This window comes from Streptomyces sp. NPDC012827, from assembly GCF_042900905.1.
GTDB lineage: Bacteria > Actinomycetota > Actinomycetes > Streptomycetales > Streptomycetaceae > Streptomyces > Streptomyces gulbargensis.
Genome location: NZ_JBIBBY010000010.1, coordinates 26,792 through 46,399, shown reverse-complemented (window position 1 = coordinate 46,399; position 19,608 = coordinate 26,792). Strand labels below are relative to the sequence as shown.

The following is a 19,608-nucleotide window of genomic DNA, read 5'->3' as shown; positions in this document are numbered from 1 at the left end:
GGGGCCGTCGTCATCGGTCCATACGGCGCCGCAGGGCCTCCAGCGCTCCCGGCTTGCGGCCCGGCACCCGCTGCCGCAGCGCCAGGAGCGCGGGTCCGAGGGAGCGGGCCCGCGCCGGGTCACCGATCTGCTCCCACTGGTGGTGGGCGCGGTCCACGGCGCCCTCGACCTCCGGGTCGTCGGGGCGCCGGTCCCACGCGAGGAGGGCGTCGGCGACGGCGAGCCACAGCTCACAGCTCCGGGCCGGCTCCCCCGCGAGCCGCGCGAGATCCGCCCGCACCTCGAGCCAGTGCAGCGCCTCCCGCGAGCGCGGGCCGAACCGGCGCAGCGCCTCGCTCTCCCAGGCGGCGGCCACCGCCGCCGCCTCCCCGTGCCGCCCCGCCATGGCGGCGGCGAGGATCGCGGGGTGCGGATCCTCCACCCCCGCGGTGACACCACCCGACCGCACCGTTGCCGATGCGGCGTCAGCTTCCCTGTCGGGCCGTGTGGCTGATGAGCCGTCAGCTCCGTTTCGGACCTCCGGCCGGTCCGCGCCCTCCCCACCGGCGACGGGCCGGTCGGAGGGTGACGTCTCGGACCGTGCCGGCTGCGCCGGTGCGGGGACGCCCGGCAGAGGCGGCGACGCGGGCACCGGCCTGCCGGTCGGCGGGGCCCCGGGCGCCGCCGGAACCACCGAGGCGGGCACGGACTCCACCGGCGGGACCTTGGGCGCGGCGGGAATCGCGGCGGCGAGAACGGGCGGGGCGGCCACCGGGGCCTCCGGCGCCACATCGGGCTGCTCGCGCCGCGCGGCCTCGGGCAGGGCCGGTACCGTCGGCGCCGGCCGGGCGGACGGCACCGGCGGCGACGCGGCCACGGACCCCACCGGCGACGCCGGGCTGCCGGCCTGCGGGACCTCGGGCACCGCCGGAACCACCGAGGCAGGCACGGGCCCCACCGGCGCCGGTCGGTCGGCCGGCGAGGCCTCGGGGCCGGCGGGCCTCGCGGCGGGCTGTTCGCGTCGCGCGGCCGCCGGCGCCGCCGGAACCACCGACGCGGGCACGGACTCCGCCGTCGCGGACACCGGTGGAACCGCCACCGGCCGGTCGGGCGGCGAGGTCCCGAGCGCCGCCGGGGCCAGCGGTGCGGTCCCGGGTTCCCCCGCCCCCGGCACCGGCGGGCCGGTCCGAACCGGGTTCTCCGGCCCCTTGTCCCCCGTGCCCTGCGAGGCCGGGGCCTCGGGCCGTGCCGCCGGTACGGCTTCGCCGGGGGCGGCCGTCCCGGTCCCGGTAGCGGCACCGGGACCGGTCGGCGCGGGTGTCGGCACCGGGCCCGGCCCGGCAGGTGCGGCTCCGTTCGCGGGCGCGGGCAGTCCCGGCCCGGGCGCCTCACCGTCCCGCCGGACGGCGCCGGGCGCGGCGAAGCGGACGGTCGGATTCGTCAGGTCGTCCTCCCGGCCGGCGGGCACGAACGTTCCGCCCGGCGCCGGCGGCGGGGTGTACGGCGTGCCGGCGGGGGGCTGCGGCGGGGTGAGAAGCCGGCTCCCGGCCATCGGGGAGCGGGCGGCCGCCTCCGCGTGCAGGGTCCAGACGCTCGGGCGGGCGCCCGTACGCCAGAGGTCGGCCCAGGCGCGGAGGTAGTCGGGGGTGACGGGTTCGCCGCGCCGGGGAGCCGGGACGATCCGGCCGAACAGGGGTGTGTCGGGGCCGAGTCGGAGCAGGCCGTGGTCGGTGGCGAGCCGTTCGAGGACGGCCGCGTCCGCCGCCAGGTCGGCGACGACCGTCGTCGTCCCCGGGGGCCGGACGGCGAGTTCGGCGGTGAGCCAGTGCCACGGCAGGGCGGTGTACCGCAGCGTCGCCGGGGTCGTACGGGCGAGCGCGAGGTGGGGCAGCTGCTGGCGGCGGTCGAGGTGCAACTGCCCGGCGAGGTAGAGCGCGAGGGGGCCGGGGGCGGCCGCGGCGGCGCGCAGGCGGGTGAGGACGGTCTGCGGGTCGAGGGGGTCGGCGAGTTCGACGACCGTCGCGGTCACGGTGCCGGTCAGGACCCCCGGCGGGACCGCCGCCAGCGCGGGCAGGACGGACGCGGCGTCCATGGCCCTGCCCCTTCCCGCGGGCGCGGCGGCGAGCAGGACCGCCGTGCCGAGCTGGTGCGTCGGGTGTTCGCCCGCCGTGCGCGTGTCCACCCGGTGCGGGTCCCTCGTGCCGATTCCCTCGTCGTTCACCACCCGAGCACCGTAACGCGTCGGGGCGTGACCGAAACTCGCCGGGCCTCGGGCATATGCCGGAGTCACCACCGGATCGAGTGTTGCCAAATGGCTTACGAGGGGTCCGTGGCTGTGCCACAGTCGTATCGGGCCGCCTTCTCACACCGGCCGCGCCGCGCCTGTATCGGAGTACGACATGCCGTCCCCTCTGTTCGCGGACCGCCCCGTCCAGCCGCCGGAGCCGGGCACGGTGGACGCGCTGATCTCGCAGACCCGCCGTCTGCGTGGTGAGGTCGATGCCGTCCGCCGGGACGCCGTGACGAACGACGACGATCCGCGGCAGCGATGGCAGCGGGCCCTGTGCGATCTGGCCGTCCATCAACTGGACGATTTAGGAGCGCACCTGGGGCAGCTGCGGGCCGGTGTCCCGGTCCAGCCCGCGGGGGACTCCGCGGCCGGGACCCCGGAGGAGTACGAGGCGTACGGGGACGCGCCGGAGGACTTCGCGGCGTTCTCCGACGGGACGCCCGACGGCCCCCCCGGCGCCGCCTACGGAGCGCCCGCCCCGCCCCGTACCGGCTCGCTCCTCTCCCGCGTCGGCAGCGCCGAGTGGAACCTGCTCACCGACGAGGTGAGCTGGTCGGAGGAGCTGTTCCAGATCTTCGGCCGGTCCCGTGAGAGCGGGCCGATGTCGCTGGACGAGATGCCGTCGATGGTCTTCGCGGAGGACCAGCCGCTGCTCCAGGCGATGGTGACGGACTGTCTGATCGACGGGAAGCCGATCGACGGCGAGTTCCGGATCGTCCGCTCCGACGCCGCCGTGCGCACGGTGCACATGACGGGCGAGCCCGTCCTCGACGCCGACGGCTGCACGGCCTCCATGTGGGCCGTCATCCGGGACGTCAGCGAACTGCGCCGCAGCGAGCGGGCCGTCCGCGAGAGCCGGGACAGCCTGGAGCGCAGCCGTCAGCGGGAGCGGACGGAGCGCCAGGTGGCCGTCGAGCTCCAGGAGGCGGTGCTCCCGCCGTGGCGCGGCTCGCTCAGCTTCGCCCACGACGGGCCGGCCCCCCTCGACGTGGCGGGTCACTACCTGCCGGCGGCGAGCACCGGGCTGATCGGCGGTGACTGGTACGACGCTCTCACGCTTCCCGACGGCGACGCGCTGCTCACCGTCGGGGACCTGACGGGACACGGGGTCGCCGCGACCTCCTCCATGGCGATGCTCCTGGGCGCGCTGCGCGGCATGGCGGTCGCCGGAATCCGCCCCGCCGACCTGATGGGTCATCTCAACCAGCTCCTCGAAGCCTCCGGCCAGCCCGCCCTGGGCAGCGCGATGTGCTGCCGGTACGACCCGGTCGCACGGACCCTGACCTGGGCGCAGGCCGGACACCCCGCGCCGCTGCTGTTCCGCGGGGGGACGGGGCGTGCCCTGCGGCGACCCGAGGGGGTGCTCCTCGGAGCGACGACCGGTGCGGCGTACGAGGAGGCCGAGACACGGCTCCTGCCCGGTGACCTCCTGGTGCTGCACACGGACGGGCTCACCCGGGGCGATCACGCCGAGGACGACAGGGGTACCCGGCGGCTCCTCGCCCTCGGCTCCCGCCTGGCCGGGGCCCGGGACGCGCGGGACTGTCTGCGGCTGGTCCTGGAGGAGTTCGGTCAGGAGACGCGCGAGGACGACGCCTGTGTGATGGTGGTCCGCGTCGGTGGGTGAGCCGGAGCCGGTCGGCGGCAGGCCCTGACCCGCCCCTCCCGTCCCGGTGTCCGTCCGCCTCCGACGCACGGCGGCCGCACGGAGGGCGTACCGGTCGCCCGCCGGTGTGCCGTGTCCGTGTGTACGGGACCGTGCCCGGGCCCCCGTAGGGGGAGCGGTCGGTGCGCGGGTCCCTCATGCGGCCCCTGCTCCTCAGGCCTGGCCGGTGCGGGGCCGGTTCACGGGCGAGCGGGGCAGCGCCAGCTCGATCTCCTCCCGCAGGTCCTCGATCTTCGAGTAGCCCGCGTACTGGCCGGTCAGCCGGTACATCTCGCGCAGCCGGTCCCAGGTCCGGTGGGACGAGGTCTCCCCCATCGACATCAGGGCCAGCCGGGCGTAGCGGTCGGCCTGTTCGGGATCGTCCGCGATGAAGCAGGCCGAGGCGAGCGAGATGTGATCGAAGAGGTTCGACCGGTCGTGGCCCTTGTGGCGCAGTTCGATCGCGAGCTTCGCGTGGCGCTGCGCGGGCACGGCGGCACCCGGGTCGTGCTCGGCGAGCGTGCGGTAGGCGAGCGCCTGCATGCCGTGCAGGTCGGCCTCGTCGAAGTTCTGCATCCAGCTCGGCGCTTCGCCCTCGCGGTCGGAGACGAAGAGTTCCTCCGCCTCGCCAAGGGTGCGGCGCATGGCCTGGCCGCGTCCCATCGAGGCCTGGGCCCAGGCCTCGATGGTGTGGAACATGGCCTGGGTCCGGGGCAGGACCTCCTCGCCCGCGCCGGACCGGGCGAGCTTCATCAGGTCCAGGGCGTCGTCCGGCCGGCCGATGTGCACCATCTGGCGGGCGGCCCGGGAGAGCGCCTCCCCCGCGCGGGGCCGGTCGCCGCCCTCCCGGGCCGCGTGGGCGGCGATCACGAAGTACTTCTGGGCCGTCGGTTCGAGGCCGACGTCGTGCGACATCCAGCCCGCGAGGACCGCCAGATTGGCGGCGACGCCCCACAGGCGCCGCTGGAGGTGGTCGGCGTGCCGGTAGGCGAGCATGCCGCCCACCTCGTTGAGCTGGCCCACCACGGCCTTGCGCTGGAGTCCGCCGCCGCGCGAGGCGTCCCAGGCGCGGAACACCTCCACCGAGTGCTCCAGGGCCTCGATCTCCTCCGACCCGATGGGGGCGGCCTCGTAGCGGTCGAACCCGGCGGGGTCGGCGTGGAGGGGGTCGGTGGCCCGGGGGACGGTGCCCGTCCGGGCGGGGTCGGTCTGCAGCCAGTCGTGCATGGCGCTGCTGAGTACGGAGCCGGCGGCGAGCACGGCACCCGCGCTCACCAGGCCGCGTCGGTTGAGCATGAGGTCCATTCCCGTGAATTCGGTGAGGACCGCCGCCGTACGATCGGGGGGCCAGGGCAGCCCGTCAGGGTTGTCCGTCTTCCTGACGTCCTGCCGTTTGCCGGCACGCCCGTGTCGTACGAACCCGAGGTCCTCGATGGTCACGACACGGCCGAGTCGCTCGGTGAACAGAGCCGCCAGCACCCTGGGCACGGGATCGCGCGGGGTCTCCCCCTTGTCGATCCAGCGCCGCACCCGCGAGGTGTCCGTCGCCAGCTGGGGGTGGCCCATGGCCGCCGCCTGCCGGTTGACGAGCCTCGCGAGTTCGCCCTTGGACCAGCCGGCCAGGCCGAACAGGTCCGCGAGGCGGGTGTTGGATTCTCCGGTCACGTGTAAGCCCCCAGGTTCTCGGCTGAGTTGACACTAACCCCCTGTCATAGGGCTGGCGACTATTCGCCAGGGTTCGCCAGGGTGCGCCCGATGTTCCGCCACCCGCGCGCGGGTGTCAGGTAGGTATGCGCCACCCCGCCCCGCCGACCGGCCCTCATTCCCCAGGGTGCGGACCGGGGGCGGGCGGGGCGACGCACGCGACATCGTCGGCACACGAAGGGATCTGTCACCTCCATGTACACAGCATCGTCCTCCGTGTCCGCCCCGCCCCGGCCGCAGCACCGCATCGTCCCCGCCGGCACCGGGCCTTACCTCGCACCCGCTCCGCAGGCCGTGCGGCCGCGGCGCTGGGTGGGGGGCACCGGCACGAGCACCGGCACGCAGCCGGTCAGTGGGAGGATCGATCTGTCCGGCCCCCAGGGGGCCCAGCTGAGGATGGCGATCGCCTCCGTGCACCGGATCTGCCCGGAGTTCCGTCCGGTACAGGTCCTGCGGCGCAGCGGTCGTTCCGTACTGATCGTCGGTACGACGGGACGGGCCACGGCCGTGGCCAAGGTTTTACTGGACCACTCCCCCGCCTGGGCCGAGCGGTTCCGGCACGAAATAGCTGCTTATCGCTCCTTCGTCCGCCACCGTCCGCCGGTGCGGGCGCCGCGGCTGATCGCCGCGGACCCGGAGAACTGCACGCTGGTGATCGAGCGGATGCCCGGGCGGCCGGCGGCGCTCTCGCGGCATCCCGTGGAGGCCCCGCCCCGGGCCGACGTGCGGGCGGTGCTCGGCGCGGTGGCCCGGCTCAACGCCTGGCGGCCGCCGGCCGGGACCTTCGACGCGCCGCTGGACTACGGCGCCCGGATCGCCCGCTACCACGAGCTCGGTCTCTTCACCGACCGGGACCGTGACGACCTGCAGAAGCTGCTGCACGGGCTGGCGCACGCGGGCGGCCGCCAGGGCATGGGGCAGTTCTGCCACGGGGACGCGCTGCTCTCCAACATCCTGCTGTCCCCCGCCGGGCCGGTCCTCGTGGACTGGGAGCACGCGGGGTGGTACCTGCCGGGGTACGACCTGGCGACCCTGTGGGCGGTGCTCGGGGAGGCGCCGGCCGCGCGACGGCAGATCAGCCAGCTCGCCCAGCAGGCGGGTCCGGCCTCCCGGGACGCCTTCCTGGTGAACCTGATGATCGTCCTGACGCGGGAGATCCGGACGTACGAGACGGCGGTGCAGCGCACCATCAAGGAGGCCCCGCCGGCCGGTTCCGTGCCGGTGCCGTCGGGGGCGCTCGCGCCCGGCGAGGAACAGCGGCTGCTGCTCAGGCGGCTGCACGACGACTGCGCCATGGCACGGCGGGCCGTGCGCGCGGCGGTCGGGACGCGCTGAGGCGCTGTCCGGACGCGACACGGGGGTGGTGCGCCGCGCACCCGGTGCCGACACACCGGGGGCGCGGCGCTTCGTCGTGTCCCGGCGCCGCCCGCACGGTCATTGGTCCACGCCACTGACGCGCCGCAGGCCCGGGCACCGCCGCCGCGAAACCGTTCCGACGTGCGAAAACCGGGGCATGAAGGGGTGATTGACGGACGGTCCGGAAGCCGATACCCCTGAACGGGTCCGGCCCCGCACGTCCCCCGTGTCACCCCCGGTCCCTGGAGGCTGCCGTGCTCCGTTCCCCGTTCCTCCGCCGTGCCGCGCCCGCCGTCCTGCTCCTACCGATGCTCGCGGGCGCGCCGCCCGCCACCGCCGACACGCCGGTGACGGGCTCGTTGCAGCGGCAGTTCGCGGTGGCCGCCGAGCGTCACGGCGTGCCGGAGAGCGTGCTGCTCGCCGTCTCGTACCTCCAGTCGCGGTGGGACACCCACGGCGGGGCGCCGAGCGTCGGCGGCGGGTACGGTCCCCTGCACCTCACGGACGTGGCGACGGCGCTCGCCCGGTCCGCGCCGCACCACTCCCACGGTGAGGAGGACGCCCGGGGCGACACCTCGCGGGCGGTACGCACCGGGGCGGAGGTTCCGCCGCCGGCACCGGAGCAGTTGCCGGAGCGGTTGCGCACCCTGGAGCGGGCGTCGGCCCTCTCCGGCATCCCGGCGGAGGAGCTGCGGACCCGTACGGCGGCGAACATCGAGGGCGGTGCCGCGCTGCTGGCGGCGGCGCAGCGGGAGGCGGGGCAGGCGCCGAGCCCCGACCCGGCCGACTGGTTCGGGGCGGTGGCGCGCTACTCGGGCGCCGAGGACGCGGCCGCGGCGGCGTCCTACGCGAACGAGGTCTTCGCCGTGATCCGGAGCGGGGCGGAGCGGACGACCGACAGCGGGCAGGTGGTGCGCCTGCCGGCGGATCCGGAGGTCGCCCCGGAGACCGGGCAGGTGGACGCCCTCGGCCTGCGGCGCCCGGCGGCGGGCCCCGTGGAGTGCCCGCGGACGGTGGCCTGTTCGTGGATCCCGGCGCCGTACGAGGAGTTCGGGGACGGCGACTACGGCAACCATGACAAGGCGGACCGGCCGGAGTCGCAGTCGATCGACTACATCGTCATCCACGACACCGAGGCGACCTGGGACGTGACCCTGAAGCTGGTGCAGGATCCGGCGTACGTGTCGTGGCAGTACTCGCTGCGCTCCTCGGACGGGCACATCGCCCAGCACCTGCCGCTGAAGGACGTCGGCTGGCACGCGGGGAACTGGTACGTGAACGCCAAGTCGGTGGGCCTGGAGCACGAGGGCTTCCTCACGGCGCCGGACGCCTGGTACACGGAGGCGATGTACCGGACGTCGGCACGGCTGGTACGGCACCTGGCGCAGCGGTACGGCATCCCGCTGGACCGGCAGCACATCCTCGGCCACGACAACGTGCCGGGGACGGTGACCTCCGCGATCCGGGGCATGCACACGGACCCGGGCCCGTACTGGGACTGGGCGCACTACTTCCGGCTGCTGGGCCGTCCGCTGACGCCGAGCGCGGGCCCGGACGCCGCGGTGGTGACGATCCGGCCGGACTACGCGTCCCACCGCCCCCTCTACACGGGCTGCGGGACGGCGGGCGGGGTGTGCGCGCCGCACGGGAGCGGGGCGGTGCGCCTCCACACCGCGCCGAGCGCCGACGCGCCTCTGGTGAAGGACATCGGGCTGCGTCCGGGCGGGCAGCCCTCGACCACGGGCGTGAACGACACCGGGGCGCGGGCCTCCACCGGCCAGAGCTACGCGGTGGCGGAGCGCCGGGGTGACTGGACGGCGGTCTGGTACCTGGGGCAGAAGGCGTGGTTCCACAATCCGGCCGGGCAGCCGACCGCGGTGAACGCGCGGGGCGTGGTCCTCACCCCCCGGGAGGGGCTGGCGGAGGTGCCCGTGTACGGGCGTGCCTATCCGGAGGCGGCGGCGTACCCGGCGGGCGTTCCGGTGCAGGCGGTGTCCCCGCTGCCGTACCGGCTGCTCGCGGGACAGCGGTACGTGGTGGGTGACCGGATGCCGGGCGAGTACTACTTCGCGCCGGTGTTCGACACGAGCGGGCACCGGGTGGTCCGGGGGCAGGAGACGTACTACCAGATCCAGTTCGGCCATCGGGTCGCGTTCGTGAAGGCCTCCGACGTGCGGGTCTCCCGGGCCTGAGGGAGCGTGGCCGAGAACGGCGGGAGTGGGGTGGTGCGGGGGGCGCTCCGCACCACCCCACTCCCGCTCATATGACTATTTCGGAGATCGCGTGCGCGTGGTCACCGCCGGGTAAGGCTGGCCCGGACATGTCCGTGTCCACCGAAAGGCACCCGACGGAAATGCCCCAACCCTTCGTCATGCCGGATTTCTACGTCCCGTATCCGGCCCGGCTCAATCCCCATGTGGACGCCGCCCGCGCGCACACCCGTGACTGGGCGCGCGCCATGGGGATGCTGGAGGGCTCCGGCATCTGGGAGGTGCGTGACCTCGACGCGCACGACTACGCGCTGCTGTGCGCGTACACCCATCCGGACTGCGACGAGGAGGCCCTGAACCTCGTCACCGACTGGTACACCTGGGTGTTCTTCTTCGACGACCACTTCCTGGAGACGTTCAAGCGGAATCCGGACCGGGCGGGCGGCAAGGCGTATCTGGACCGGCTGCCGGGCTTCATGCCGGCGGACCCGTCGCAGGGCATGCCCGAGCCCGGGAACCCGGTCGAGGCCGGTCTCGCCGACCTGTGGCGGCGGACCGTCCCGTCGATGTCGGACGGCTGGCGGGTGCGGTTCGCGGAGGCGACCGAGCACCTGCTGTACGAGTCCCTGTGGGAGCTCGACAACATCGACGAGGGGCGGATCGCCAACCCCGTCGAGTACATCGAGATGCGCCGCAAGGTGGGCGGCGCCCCCTGGTCGGCGGGGCTCGTCGAGTACGCGGCCGGGGCGGAGGTTCCGGACCGGGTGGCCGCCTCGCGCCCCCTGCGGGTGCTCAGGGACGCCTTCTCGGACGCCGTCCACCTGCGCAACGACCTCTTCTCGTACCAGCGCGAGGTGGAGGACGAGGGCGAGAACAGCAACGGCGTGCTGGTCCTGGAGAAGTTCCTCGGCTGTACGACGCAGGAGGCGGCGGACGCGGTCAACGACCTGCTGACCTCCCGGCTCCAGCAGTTCGAGAACACCGCCCTCACCGAGGTGCCGCAGCTGGCCGTCGAGCACCGCCTGAGCCCCGCGGAGTGCGCGGCGGTGGCGGCGTACACGAAGGGGTTGCAGGACTGGCAGTCCGGCGGTCACGAGTGGCACATGCGCTCCAGCCGCTACATGAACGAGGGGATGGTCTCCGGTCCGTCGCGGTTCGAGGGGGTCATCGGGACCTCGGCCCTCGACATCAGGACGCTGTTCGGCCGGCCGGCCGCCGCCCGGCTGCGCTCCCTCACCCATGTGCCGCACCAGCACGTGGGGCCCTCGCTGCTGCCCGACTTCGACCTGCCGTACCCGCTGAGCCTCAACCCGCACCACCAGGAGGCCAAGCGGCGCTCGGTCGACTGGACCGAGCGGATGGGGCTTCTCGACGACATCTGGGACCGGGAGATGTGCGAGGGCTTCGACCTCGCGCTGTGCGCGGCGGGGCTCGACCCGGACGCCACCCTGGAGGAACTGGAGCTCAGCGCCGGGTGGCTGACCTGGGGGACGTACGCGGACGACTACTACCCGATCGTCTTCGGCCGTTCCGGGAACCTGGCGGCCGCCAAGGAGCAGACCGAGCGCCTGAAGGCCCTGCTGGCCGAGGACGCCTCCGCGGTCGGCACGGCGTCCCTGCCCGCGCCTCCGCTCGAACGGTCCTTCGCGGACCTGTGGGCGCGGACGGCGGGTCCGATGCCGGCCGCGTCCCGGGCCCAGCTGCGGCACGCCCTGGAGGCCATGCTCGACAGCTGGCTCTGGGAACTGCACAACCAGGCGCAGCGCCGTGTGCCGGACCCGGTGGACTACATCGAGATGCGCCGGGCCACCTTCGGTTCCGACCTGACGATGATGCTCTGCCGGCTGCGCCGTGCCGGGACGCTGCCGCCCGAGATCTTCGCGAGCGGTACGGTGACCGCCCTGGAGAACGCGGTGGCCGACTACGCCACGCTCCTCAACGACCTCTTCTCCTACCAGAAGGAGATCGAGGTGGAGGGCGAGGTGCACAACGGCGTCCTCGTCCTGCAGACCTTCTTCGGCTGTGACTACCCGACCGCCATGGCGATGGTCGACGACCTGATGCGCGGCCGGCTGCGCCAGTACGAGCACCTGAAGCTGCGTGAAGTGCCGTTGCTCTGCGAGGACTTCGGGCTCGACCGGGAGGCGCGGGCCGCCTTCGCCTCGTATCTGCGGGAGTTGGAGGACTGGCTGGCGGGGATCCTCAACTGGCACCGGGGTGTGCGGCGTTACCGTGCCGAGGACGTCCACCGGGGCGCCGGGACGGCCTTCGCCCGGCGGGGGCCGACGGGGCTCGGGACGGCCGCCGCGCGGGTGGACGAGGTGTTCGCCCCGGCGGCGCGCTGACGTACGCCGAACGGCCCCCGGACGAACTGTCCGGGGGCCGTTCGGAGCCTTGCGGCGACGGTCAGGGGCGGCGGCCGCGGAGTTCGTCGAGCTCGCGGCGTTCGCGCTTGGTGGGGCGGCCGGCGCCCCGGTCGCGTACGGCGGCGAGGGCGACGTGTTCGCGCGGCGGCGGGGGCGGGCTGTTGTCCACGTACGCCTCGGCGGCCACCGGCGGTCCGACCCGCTTGGTGTGGAGTTCCTTCACCTCGACGATCCGCTCGCGGCCGCCGTGGAAGATCCGCACCTCGTCGCCCGGCTTCACCGCCTGGGCGGGTTTGGCCCGGTCGCCGTTCACCTTGACGTGGCCGGCCCGGCAGGCCGCGGCGGCCTGGGAGCGGGTCTTGGTCAGACGGACCGCCCAGATCCAGCTGTCGACGCGCGCGCTCATCGGCCCCCGCTCCCCCGTCAGCCCTGCTGGAACAGCTCGGCGGGAAGGGGCTTGAGGAGCGCGTACAGGTCGTCGGTGATCGGCCGGTCCCAACTGGCGATCGTCACGAGGACGTTGTCGCTGCGGTCGAACTGGACGCAGGAGATGCGGCTCTCGGAGAGCTTGAGGCGGCGCACGATGAGCAGGTTGTCGCCCTGCATCACGGGGACGTCCTCGGTGTCGAGCACCTCGACCGGTTCGTCGTTCTCCAGGGCCGCGAGGAGCTGGGCGACCTCGAAGGGGATCTGGCCCTCCGCGAGCTCGCGCGCCGGGGAGCCCTCCGGCAGGTTGCCGATGATCATCGCGGGTCCGCGGCCGCCGAAGAGGTCGTAGCGCAGGAAGACGCCCTGGCAGGAACCGTCGGGTGCGGGCAGCAGACCGGCGCCGAGATTGCCGGGCCAGTCCCCCGGGTCCATGGCCAGGACGTCGAAGTCCGGGCCCGCGGGTGTGGCGGCGCTGCGGCGGCGGAGGAAGGACATACGGCCATGGTACGTGCACGGGCACGCGGGGCGACGCGCCGGGTTGCCCTGCCGGGGCCCGGTGCCGCCTGGCGCCGGGTGTCCGTCCGTCCCGTGGGGCGGCCGGCTGTACGCGGCGGGCGGGCCGGGGCCGGTGCGCCCCGGCTCGGCCGTTCGGGGGGGCGGGGGCTCAGGGGCCGATGTCGCCGGAGCCGTCCCTTGGAGGCGCTGCGGGCCGGGCCTTGCGGGCGAGCAGGTCGGCGGCGCGGGCGAGGCGGTCGCGGTCGGCGAGCACCGGGGACGGGCGGTGCCCGGCGTCCCGCTGCGCTGCCGGGTCCGGCCCGGTTCCGCCGTCCGTGCCGGCCACGGCCCGGGCCAGGCGGGTGGCCCGGTCGAGTTCGGCGAGGACGTCGTCGCGTTCTTCGGCGGCGGGCGGTTCGCGCAGGGCGCGGGCGAGGCTGCGGGCGGCCGCCTCGGGGGCGCCGTCGCGCAGGTGCTCGCGAGCGGCGGCGCGCAGGTGGCCGACGACCCACGGGTCGCCCTCGGGATGGGTCTCCAGGAGGTGCCGGGCCGTCGCGGTGGAGCCGAGACCGGCCTCGGCGACGCACCAGGCCGCCTGGCCGTGCAGGGCGACGCGGGTGGCGGCGGGGATGGCAGCGTAGACGGTCGCGGCGAGGAGGGGGTGGCCGAACGCGAGGGGGGCGTCGGGCTCGTCCGCCTCGGCGAGCACTCTCGCCTCGCGCAGGCGCCGGGCGCACGCGGCGACCGTCTCGCCGCCCAGTCCCGCGACGGCCCCGGCGAGGCGCGAAGGCGCCTCGGTGCCGAGGACGGCACAGGCCCAGGCGAGGCGGACGGCGGTGGGGCCGAGGCTTTCGAGGCGGACGGCCAGGCCGGTGGCGGTGACCTCGGCGGCGAGGTCACGCAGCGCGCGGGTGCTGTCGGCGGTGGGGTCGAGGCCGTGGTCGCGGACGGCGGCGGCGAGGGCGGCGGCCTCGGCGGGGTTGCCGCCGGTGAGGGCCTGGAAGGCCTGGCAGAAGGCGTCGTCCGCGTGGGTGCCGACGCGTTCGCGGACGAGCCGGGCGAGGGCGGCGGGGCCGAGCGGGCCGAGCCGGTGGGCCGGGTGGCCGGTGAGGCCCGCGGCGGCCTCGGGGAGCGCGCCGGCGCGGTGGGCGAGGACGATCAGGACGGGCAGTTCCCCGGCGCGCTCGGCGCAGGCCGTGAGCCAGCGGAGGGACTCGGGGTCGGCGGCGTGGGCGTCGTCCAGGACGAGCACGAGGGGCCGGTGGCCGGCGAGCCGGGCGAGGCTCCGGTCGAGCCGCTCCCGCGCCGCCCGGGAGCTGTCCTCGGGTGTACCGGCGTCCGGCGCGGTCAGCAGGAGGCGGCGGGCGGTCCCGTAGGGGAGGCTTCCGGCGGATCCGGTGCCCCGGGCGGCCAGGACGACGCATCCCCGGGCCACGGCCCGGCGGCGTATCTCGGCGAGCAGCGCCGTCCTGCCGAGACCGGGGGCCGCCTCGTACCGCAGGACTCCGCCCCGCGGGCGGGGCTCCGGGGCGGGCCCGGGGCGGGCGCCGGGGGCGGTCGGGTCGGGCAGGGGCCCGGGCCGGGGCCCCGGTGCGGGGGCACCGCCGGGGCGGCCCTCGGCCGGAGGGCGGGGGGTGCGGGGGCGGGCGCCGCCGCGGTGGACGACCAGGTGGGAGGCGCGGCCCGCGGTGCGCGGTGCGGGGACCCGGTCGGGACGTGCGCGGCCGGCCAGCCGGTCGAGGGCCTCCTCGGCCGCGGCGAGGGCCGACTCGCGTTCGAGCAGGCCGAAGCCGCGCTGTACGGGCCGGCCGTCCTGACGTCCCACGCGTTCACCACCCCCACCCTGGGGGCGCACGCCCCGGCGCATGAGGGGGCGCGCCGGGGGCCGTCGCCCCACGTGGGCCCCAGAGTACGACGCGGACGGCGCGGCGTCCCTCACCGGTCCCGGTCGTGATCGCTTCCGCCGCCGGAGCGGTCGGCGAGGGCCCGCAGCAGGCCCAACACCTCGTCGGCGCGGTCGTGTTCGACGAAGAGGTGGTCGTGGTGGAAGCCGGCCACCACGTTGCAGCTCAGGCCGGCGGCGGCGAGTTCGCGGGCGACGGCGGCCGTCAGGCCCACCGCGTCGAGGGCGGAGTGCACGCGCAGGGTGATCCAGGCGGCCACGTAGTCGTAGGCGAGCCCCGCCGCGTCGGCCTCCTCCCGTCGCACGACGAGGGTGCGGCCCTCCGCCTCGGCGACCGTGACGACGGGGGCGAGGCCCGCCGGGGCGGGGCCGTCGACCGTGGTGAAGACGTAGGCCCCGGGGTTCCGCAGGGGCCGCAGGCCGGCGAGGAGCCGGCCGAGATCGCGTTCGGGGTGCGGGGGCGCCGGGGTGGCCGGGGGCCGCCCACCGGGCCCGGTGCCGGGGCGGGTCACCGGCGGGGAAGGACGACGGCCGAGGTGCGCGCCGACCGGGACGGAGCGGCATCCGGGTCGACGGGGGCCGGCACCGCCGGGACGGCGGCGAGCCGGGGCGGGGCCATGAGGGCGACGAGGTGCATGGCTCCCAGTATGCGTGCCCGCGGCCTCCCGGGCCGGTGGTGGCCGGATGCGTCGACCGGGGCACCGTACGGACCTGCCCCGGCCGGGCCGTGGAACCCCCGCGCCGGGGTCCCACGGCCTCTGCTCAGGCGGCCAGGCCCCGCTCGTGACGGTCGACGGCCTCGCGCACGGCGCCGACGAAGGCGTTCCAGAAGTGGGCGGGTTCGGTGCCCGAGCCGGCCGTACGGCGGCGGGCCGGGGCGCCGCTGAAGTCGCCGAACATGGCCCGGCGCAGGGCGGTGGAGATCTCGAGCTGGGCGCCCGCGCCGGTGGCGGTGCGGTTGACGATGTTGGCCGGGTCGTCGCCGTTCAGAGCGCTGTTCGCGCCCGCGACGGTCACCGCCACCCTCCGGGCGGGGTCCGTCTGTTGGGCGGTGAGGCCGTGGGCGGCGAAGGAGGCCTCCAGGTTCCGCATGAGCCGCTGGTCGCGGCCGCCGATGAGGATCTGCTTGTCCGAGACGGCCGATTCGGGGCTGTCGGGCTTGGGCGCGAAACCGTGGAGGGAGACGGCGTACAGGTTGCGGGCGCAGACGGCGAGGGCGGCCGGGTCGTCGCAGTGGGTCGAGGTGACGTGCAGCTCGCTCGACGAGGCCAGGCCCTCGAACATCCAGTAGTCGCGCTGCGGCACGCCGGGCACCGTGGTCTGCTCGGGGGGCACGGTGCCGGCCTCGTCCTCGGCGAGGAGGGCGTAGCCGGCGATGGCCAGGCAGAGTTCGCTGGTGCCGGCCTCGATGCCGCCGCCGTGCGGGGCGAGGACCGCCGTGCTGCGGACGGGGGCGGTGGAGTGGCGCAGATTGTCGGCGAGTTCGGGCCGCGGGTGGGTGCGGAACCGGCGCATCCAGTGGACGCCCTCCTGGTACTCGGCCTTGCTGTAGAGCACCGCGTTGGAGGCGGGTTCGGTGGTGGTGGCCGCCGCGGCGGCGGGGGCGTTCCCGGCGAGGTCGCCGATGAGGGGCAGGCCGGCCGCGGCGGCGGCCACGGAGGTCAGGAGCGTGCGTCGGCTGGTGCCGCTGGTGAAGGTCATCCGGTGATGATCGCGGACGCCCGGGAGGGCTCCGGAAGCGGGGGCGGCCGAAGCCGGTTCCGCCCGGTGGGAAGGGGGCGGTGGCCGCGCCGGTCCGTCAGGTCGCGGCCAGGCCGCGCGGCCCGTGGCGGAACCGTCACGGCTCCTCCGCACCGCCCGCGTCCGGGGCCGCCGGGCCGAGGCCGAACTCCCGGAGGGCGGCGAGGAAGCCGGCCGGGTCCTCCGTGTGGATGAGGTGCCCCGCGTCGCCGGTCCACAGGCGCGCTCCCGGGATCCGGTCGGCGAGCCGGCGGAGCTGGTCCTGCGGGAGGTGGCTGCGTTCTCCGCCGGCGAGGATCAGCGTCGGCACGGTGAGCGCCGAGTGGCCCGTGCGCCAGGCCGGGTCGGGGTCGTTCAGCTGGGCGTCGGTGCCGGGGACGACGGCCCAGTCGAAGGGGAGCGGCCCGGCGGGGCGTTCGGCGGGTCCGCGCGGCGGGTCGAGCGGGACGAACCCCGGCGGTTCCTCCAGCACGAGCCGTCCGACGAGGGCGGGCTCGCTCCGGGCGAGGAGGAGGGCGGCGCCACCGCCCATCGAGTGGGCGACGACGGTGGCGCCGGTCAGACCGAGTGCCTTCAGGAAGCCGCCGAGTTCGTCGCGGAAGACGTCGAAGCCGTAGTGCCCGGGATGGTCGCTGAGGCCGTGGCCGCGCAGGTCGGGGGCGTACACACGGTGGTCTGCCGCGAGGGAGGCGGCGATCTCGTCCCAGGTGGTGCCGTTCTCGCCGCGGCCGTGGACGAGGACGACGGGCGGGGCGTCCTCGGGCCCCCGGACGCGGTAGGCGAGGCGGACGCCGTCGACGGTGACCGTCCGGACGGCGGGGTCGAGGAAGGCGGCGACCGCGCGGACGAAGGCACCGGCGTCGTCGATCCAGGGGTGGTGGGCCGCGCCCGCCTGGACGTGGAGCTCGCCGTGCGGGAGGAGGGCGGCGGTCTCGGCCGCCCGGGCGGGGGTGGGACCGGCGTCGTACTCCCCCGCGAGGACGAGGACGGGAGCGGTGAGGGTGGCGAGCGCGCGGCGGGTCGCCTCCGGGGTGTAGGCGCCGTCGGCGTGGTAGCGGGCGGCGGCCCCGGGACGGACCTGGTGGCGGTCGGCCGCGGCATGGGCACGGGCGGCCTCGTCCCAGCGGCCGTACCCGAAGGGGGCGACGGCTTCCCGGACCCTCTCCGGGGGCGTGTCGGGGCCGAGGGCGTCCAGAGCGGCCCGCGCCGCCGGGTACCAGGGCCGGTCGGCGAAGATCTCGACGGCCGCGTCCCACTCCTCGTCCGTGACCTCCTGGCCGAGGGCGCGGGCCAGTGAGGTGACGAGGACGAGCGAGCGGACGCGCTCGGGGTGCGCGGCGGCGTACAGGAGGGCGAGGTTGCCGCCGGCGGAGTGGCCGAGGAGGTCGATCCGGTCGAGCCCGAGGTGGGCCCGGAGCGCCTCGACGTCGGGGACCTGCCGGTCGCAGCGGTAGGTGGCGGGGTCGGCGGGTTCCGCGCTCGCGCCGGTGCCCCGGGCGTCGAGGAGGACGAGGGTCCGGTGGGCGGTGAGGCCCCCAAGGTCGCCGAGGTACGCGGCGTCGCGGAGGGGACCTCCCGCGAGGCAGACGAGGGGGTCGCCCACGCCCTCCAGCCGGTAGGCGAGTTCGGTTCCGTCGTAGGTCGTGAACGTCGGCATGGGCGCGAGCCTCCCCCGGTCGTGGTGATCTTGGCAAGGGAGTTCCGGACGGGGCGCGATACGGTGGGTGGATCCGTCACCCCCACGCGAAGGACCGTTTCACCGTGCCCGAGACCCGGGAGACCGCGCTGCGCGGCGACTGCGCCAGCTGCTTCGGCCTGTGCTGCGTGGCCCTGCCCTTCGCCCGGTCGGCCGACTTCGCCGTCGACAAACCCTCCGGAGACCCCTGCCGGAACCTGCGGGACGACTTCCGTTGCGGCATCCACACGAAACTGCGCCCGAACGGATTCCAGGGGTGCACGGTGTACGACTGCTTCGGCGCCGGCCAGCACGTCTCCCAGGTCACCTTCGGCGGCGTCTCCTGGCGGGCGGCGCCGGAGACGGCGCGGCAGATGTACGAGGTGTTTCCGGTGGTGCGCCAGCTCCACGAGCTGCTCCGCTATCTCACCGAGGCCCTCGGGCGGCGGGCCGCGCGTCCCCTGCACGGCGAGCTGGGCGCGGCGCTGGCGCGGGTGGAGGAGCTGACGGCGCTGGACGCCGACGCCCTGGAGAAGCTGGACGTGGCGTCCGTACGCGGGGAGGTGAACCCGCTGCTGCTGCGGACGAGCGAGCTGGTGCGGGCGGAGGCCGGGGGCCGGCCGCCGAGGAGCCGGCGCGGGGCGGACCTGATCGGCAAGCGGCTCCGGGGGGCGCGGCTGCGGGGCGCGGACCTGCGCGGGGCACTGCTCATCGCGGCCGATCTGACGGGCGCCGACCTGTCGCTCGCCGACCTGATCGGCGCGGACCTGCGGGACGCGCAGCTGGCGGGGGCGGATCTGACGGGAGCCCTGTTCCTGACGCAGCCGCAGCTGAACGCGGCGCGCGGGGACGCCGCGACCCGCCTCCCGGAGGGTTTCGAGCGCCCCGCGCACTGGGCTTCCTGAGGCCCGGCCGCCTGCGGGGGCCGAGCGCCCCAGGTCTTTCCGCTCTCAGCCGCCCTGCCCCTGCGCACGGTGCGCCGAGCGCGGGTCGTACGTGTACGGGGTCGTGGTGGTGAGTGTCAGGAAGCCCAGGCGGGCGAGGATCGGGCGGCTGGTGTCGGCCGCGTCGACCTGGACGTAACGGTGGCCGCGTTCCGCCGCGACGCGGGCCCGGTGGGCGACGAGCGCGCGGTAGAGGCCCCGTCCGCGCCAGCCCTCGACCGTGCCGCCGCCCCACAGGCCGGCGAAGTCGGTGCCGGGGTACAGCTCCATGCGGGCGGCGCTGACCGGCTCCCCGCCGGCGAGGGCGACGACGGCGGTGACGGTCTCCGGGTCGGCGGCGAGCCGGTCGAGCAGCTGCCGGCCGAGGGCGGAGCTGTCGGTCCCGAAGGCGCGTTCGTGCACCTCCACGACCTGGCGTACACCGGCCGCGTCGGTGACGGCGTGCAGGGTGACGCCCTCGGGCAGCGGTACGTCCCCGGGCAGGGCGGCGGCCTGAGCGGCCATCAGGGTCTCGGGGTCCTCGGCGGTGAACCCGGCCGCGAGGAGGCGTTCCCCGAGCCGGGCGGGGGTGTCGTGCCCGTACAGCTTCCACTCGAAGGGCGTCCCGGCGGCACGGTAGTGGCCGATCTGCGCGGCGATCACGGCGTCGACCTCGGCGTCCTGGGCGTCCGCCCCGAGCCCCGACCAGAGGACGCCGTTCCAGGCGTGGGCGGGGCCGGTGGCACGGACGACGGGGCCTGCCCGTTCGACGCGGCACCCGGGCCCGTCCGGGCGCGCCCCGAGACGCAGTTGGCGGTCGTACAGGTCACGCAGATGCTGGGGTTCCATCCGGCCACCTCAGCACCCGGGGACGGTGGCCGCAACGCGTTTAC

The 19,608-nt window shown here is 75.7% G+C and carries 15 protein-coding genes; 5 read left to right on the top strand and 10 right to left on the bottom strand.

The genetic code is table 11. The features are described 5' to 3' along the window. Positions 1-10: 10 nt before the first annotated feature. Positions 11-2,203, bottom strand: a complete 2,193-nt coding sequence (locus ACFY60_RS21960; RefSeq protein WP_388613444.1) for a hypothetical protein — start codon at positions 2,201-2,203, stop codon at positions 11-13. 175 nt (positions 2,204-2,378) lie between these two features. On the opposite strand from ACFY60_RS21960, the gene ACFY60_RS21955 reads away from it, so the two are divergent. Further along, positions 2,379-3,896 carry a PP2C family protein-serine/threonine phosphatase gene (locus tag ACFY60_RS21955; RefSeq protein WP_388613446.1) on the top strand — a complete coding sequence of 506 codons (1,518 nt, stop codon included), beginning with the start codon at positions 2,379-2,381 and terminating at the stop codon, positions 3,894-3,896. A gap of 192 nt (positions 3,897-4,088) precedes the next feature. Here ACFY60_RS21955 and ACFY60_RS21950 read toward each other — a convergent pair whose 3' ends face one another. After that, positions 4,089-5,579: a hypothetical protein gene (locus ACFY60_RS21950; RefSeq protein WP_388613447.1), complete on the bottom strand. Its 1,491-nt coding sequence runs from the start codon at positions 5,577-5,579 to the stop codon at positions 4,089-4,091. A gap of 234 nt (positions 5,580-5,813) precedes the next feature. On the opposite strand from ACFY60_RS21950, the gene ACFY60_RS21945 reads away from it, so the two are divergent. From ACFY60_RS21945 to ACFY60_RS21935, 3 genes are all read left to right on the top strand, one after another. After that, a complete protein-coding gene (locus tag ACFY60_RS21945; protein WP_388613449.1) occupies positions 5,814-6,953 on the top strand; it encodes an aminoglycoside phosphotransferase family protein in 1,140 nt (379 codons plus the stop codon). A 329-nt stretch (positions 6,954-7,282) separates the two neighbouring features. Beyond that, complete coding sequence (locus ACFY60_RS21940) at positions 7,283-9,166, top strand: N-acetylmuramoyl-L-alanine amidase (RefSeq protein ID WP_388613511.1); 1,884 nt, start codon at positions 7,283-7,285, stop codon at positions 9,164-9,166. A 161-nt stretch (positions 9,167-9,327) separates the two neighbouring features. Further along, entirely contained in the window at positions 9,328-11,529 is a 2,202-nt protein-coding gene (locus tag ACFY60_RS21935) for a germacradienol/geosmin synthase (protein ID WP_388613451.1), read from the top strand. A gap of 61 nt (positions 11,530-11,590) precedes the next feature. On the opposite strand, the gene ACFY60_RS21930 is transcribed toward ACFY60_RS21935, so the two are convergent. The 7 genes from ACFY60_RS21930 to ACFY60_RS21900 form a co-directional block, all read right to left on the bottom strand. Beyond that, entirely contained in the window at positions 11,591-11,956 is a 366-nt protein-coding gene (locus ACFY60_RS21930) for an RNA-binding S4 domain-containing protein (RefSeq protein ID WP_309054114.1), read from the bottom strand. A 17-nt stretch (positions 11,957-11,973) separates the two neighbouring features. After that, positions 11,974-12,474: a hypothetical protein gene (locus ACFY60_RS21925; protein WP_309054113.1), complete on the bottom strand. Its 501-nt coding sequence runs from the start codon at positions 12,472-12,474 to the stop codon at positions 11,974-11,976. Between the two features lie 169 nt (positions 12,475-12,643). Continuing rightward, on the bottom strand, positions 12,644-14,299 hold the full coding sequence (locus ACFY60_RS21920) for an AAA family ATPase (protein ID WP_388613453.1): 1,656 nt from the start codon (positions 14,297-14,299) through the stop codon (positions 12,644-12,646). Between the two features lie 110 nt (positions 14,300-14,409). Continuing rightward, positions 14,410-14,889 (bottom strand): ACT domain-containing protein, encoded by a 480-nt coding sequence (locus ACFY60_RS21915; protein WP_388613455.1) that lies wholly within the window; start codon positions 14,887-14,889, stop codon positions 14,410-14,412. After that, complete coding sequence (locus ACFY60_RS21910) at positions 14,886-15,014, bottom strand: hypothetical protein (protein ID WP_388613456.1); 129 nt, start codon at positions 15,012-15,014, stop codon at positions 14,886-14,888. The genes ACFY60_RS21915 and ACFY60_RS21910 overlap by 4 nt, the downstream gene beginning before the upstream one ends. 125 nt (positions 15,015-15,139) lie before the next feature. Next, entirely contained in the window at positions 15,140-16,078 is a 939-nt protein-coding gene (locus ACFY60_RS21905; RefSeq protein WP_388613457.1) for a poly-gamma-glutamate hydrolase family protein, read from the bottom strand. A gap of 136 nt (positions 16,079-16,214) precedes the next feature. Next, positions 16,215-17,774 (bottom strand): alpha/beta fold hydrolase, encoded by a 1,560-nt coding sequence (locus ACFY60_RS21900; protein ID WP_388613459.1) that lies wholly within the window; start codon positions 17,772-17,774, stop codon positions 16,215-16,217. Between the two features lie 104 nt (positions 17,775-17,878). On the opposite strand from ACFY60_RS21900, the gene ACFY60_RS21895 reads away from it, so the two are divergent. Further along, on the top strand, positions 17,879-18,697 hold the full coding sequence (locus tag ACFY60_RS21895) for a pentapeptide repeat-containing protein (RefSeq protein ID WP_388613461.1): 819 nt from the start codon (positions 17,879-17,881) through the stop codon (positions 18,695-18,697). A 45-nt stretch (positions 18,698-18,742) separates the two neighbouring features. On the opposite strand, the gene ACFY60_RS21890 is transcribed toward ACFY60_RS21895, so the two are convergent. Further along, positions 18,743-19,564: a GNAT family N-acetyltransferase gene (locus ACFY60_RS21890; RefSeq protein ID WP_388613462.1), complete on the bottom strand. Its 822-nt coding sequence runs from the start codon at positions 19,562-19,564 to the stop codon at positions 18,743-18,745. Positions 19,565-19,608: the final 44 nt, after the last annotated feature.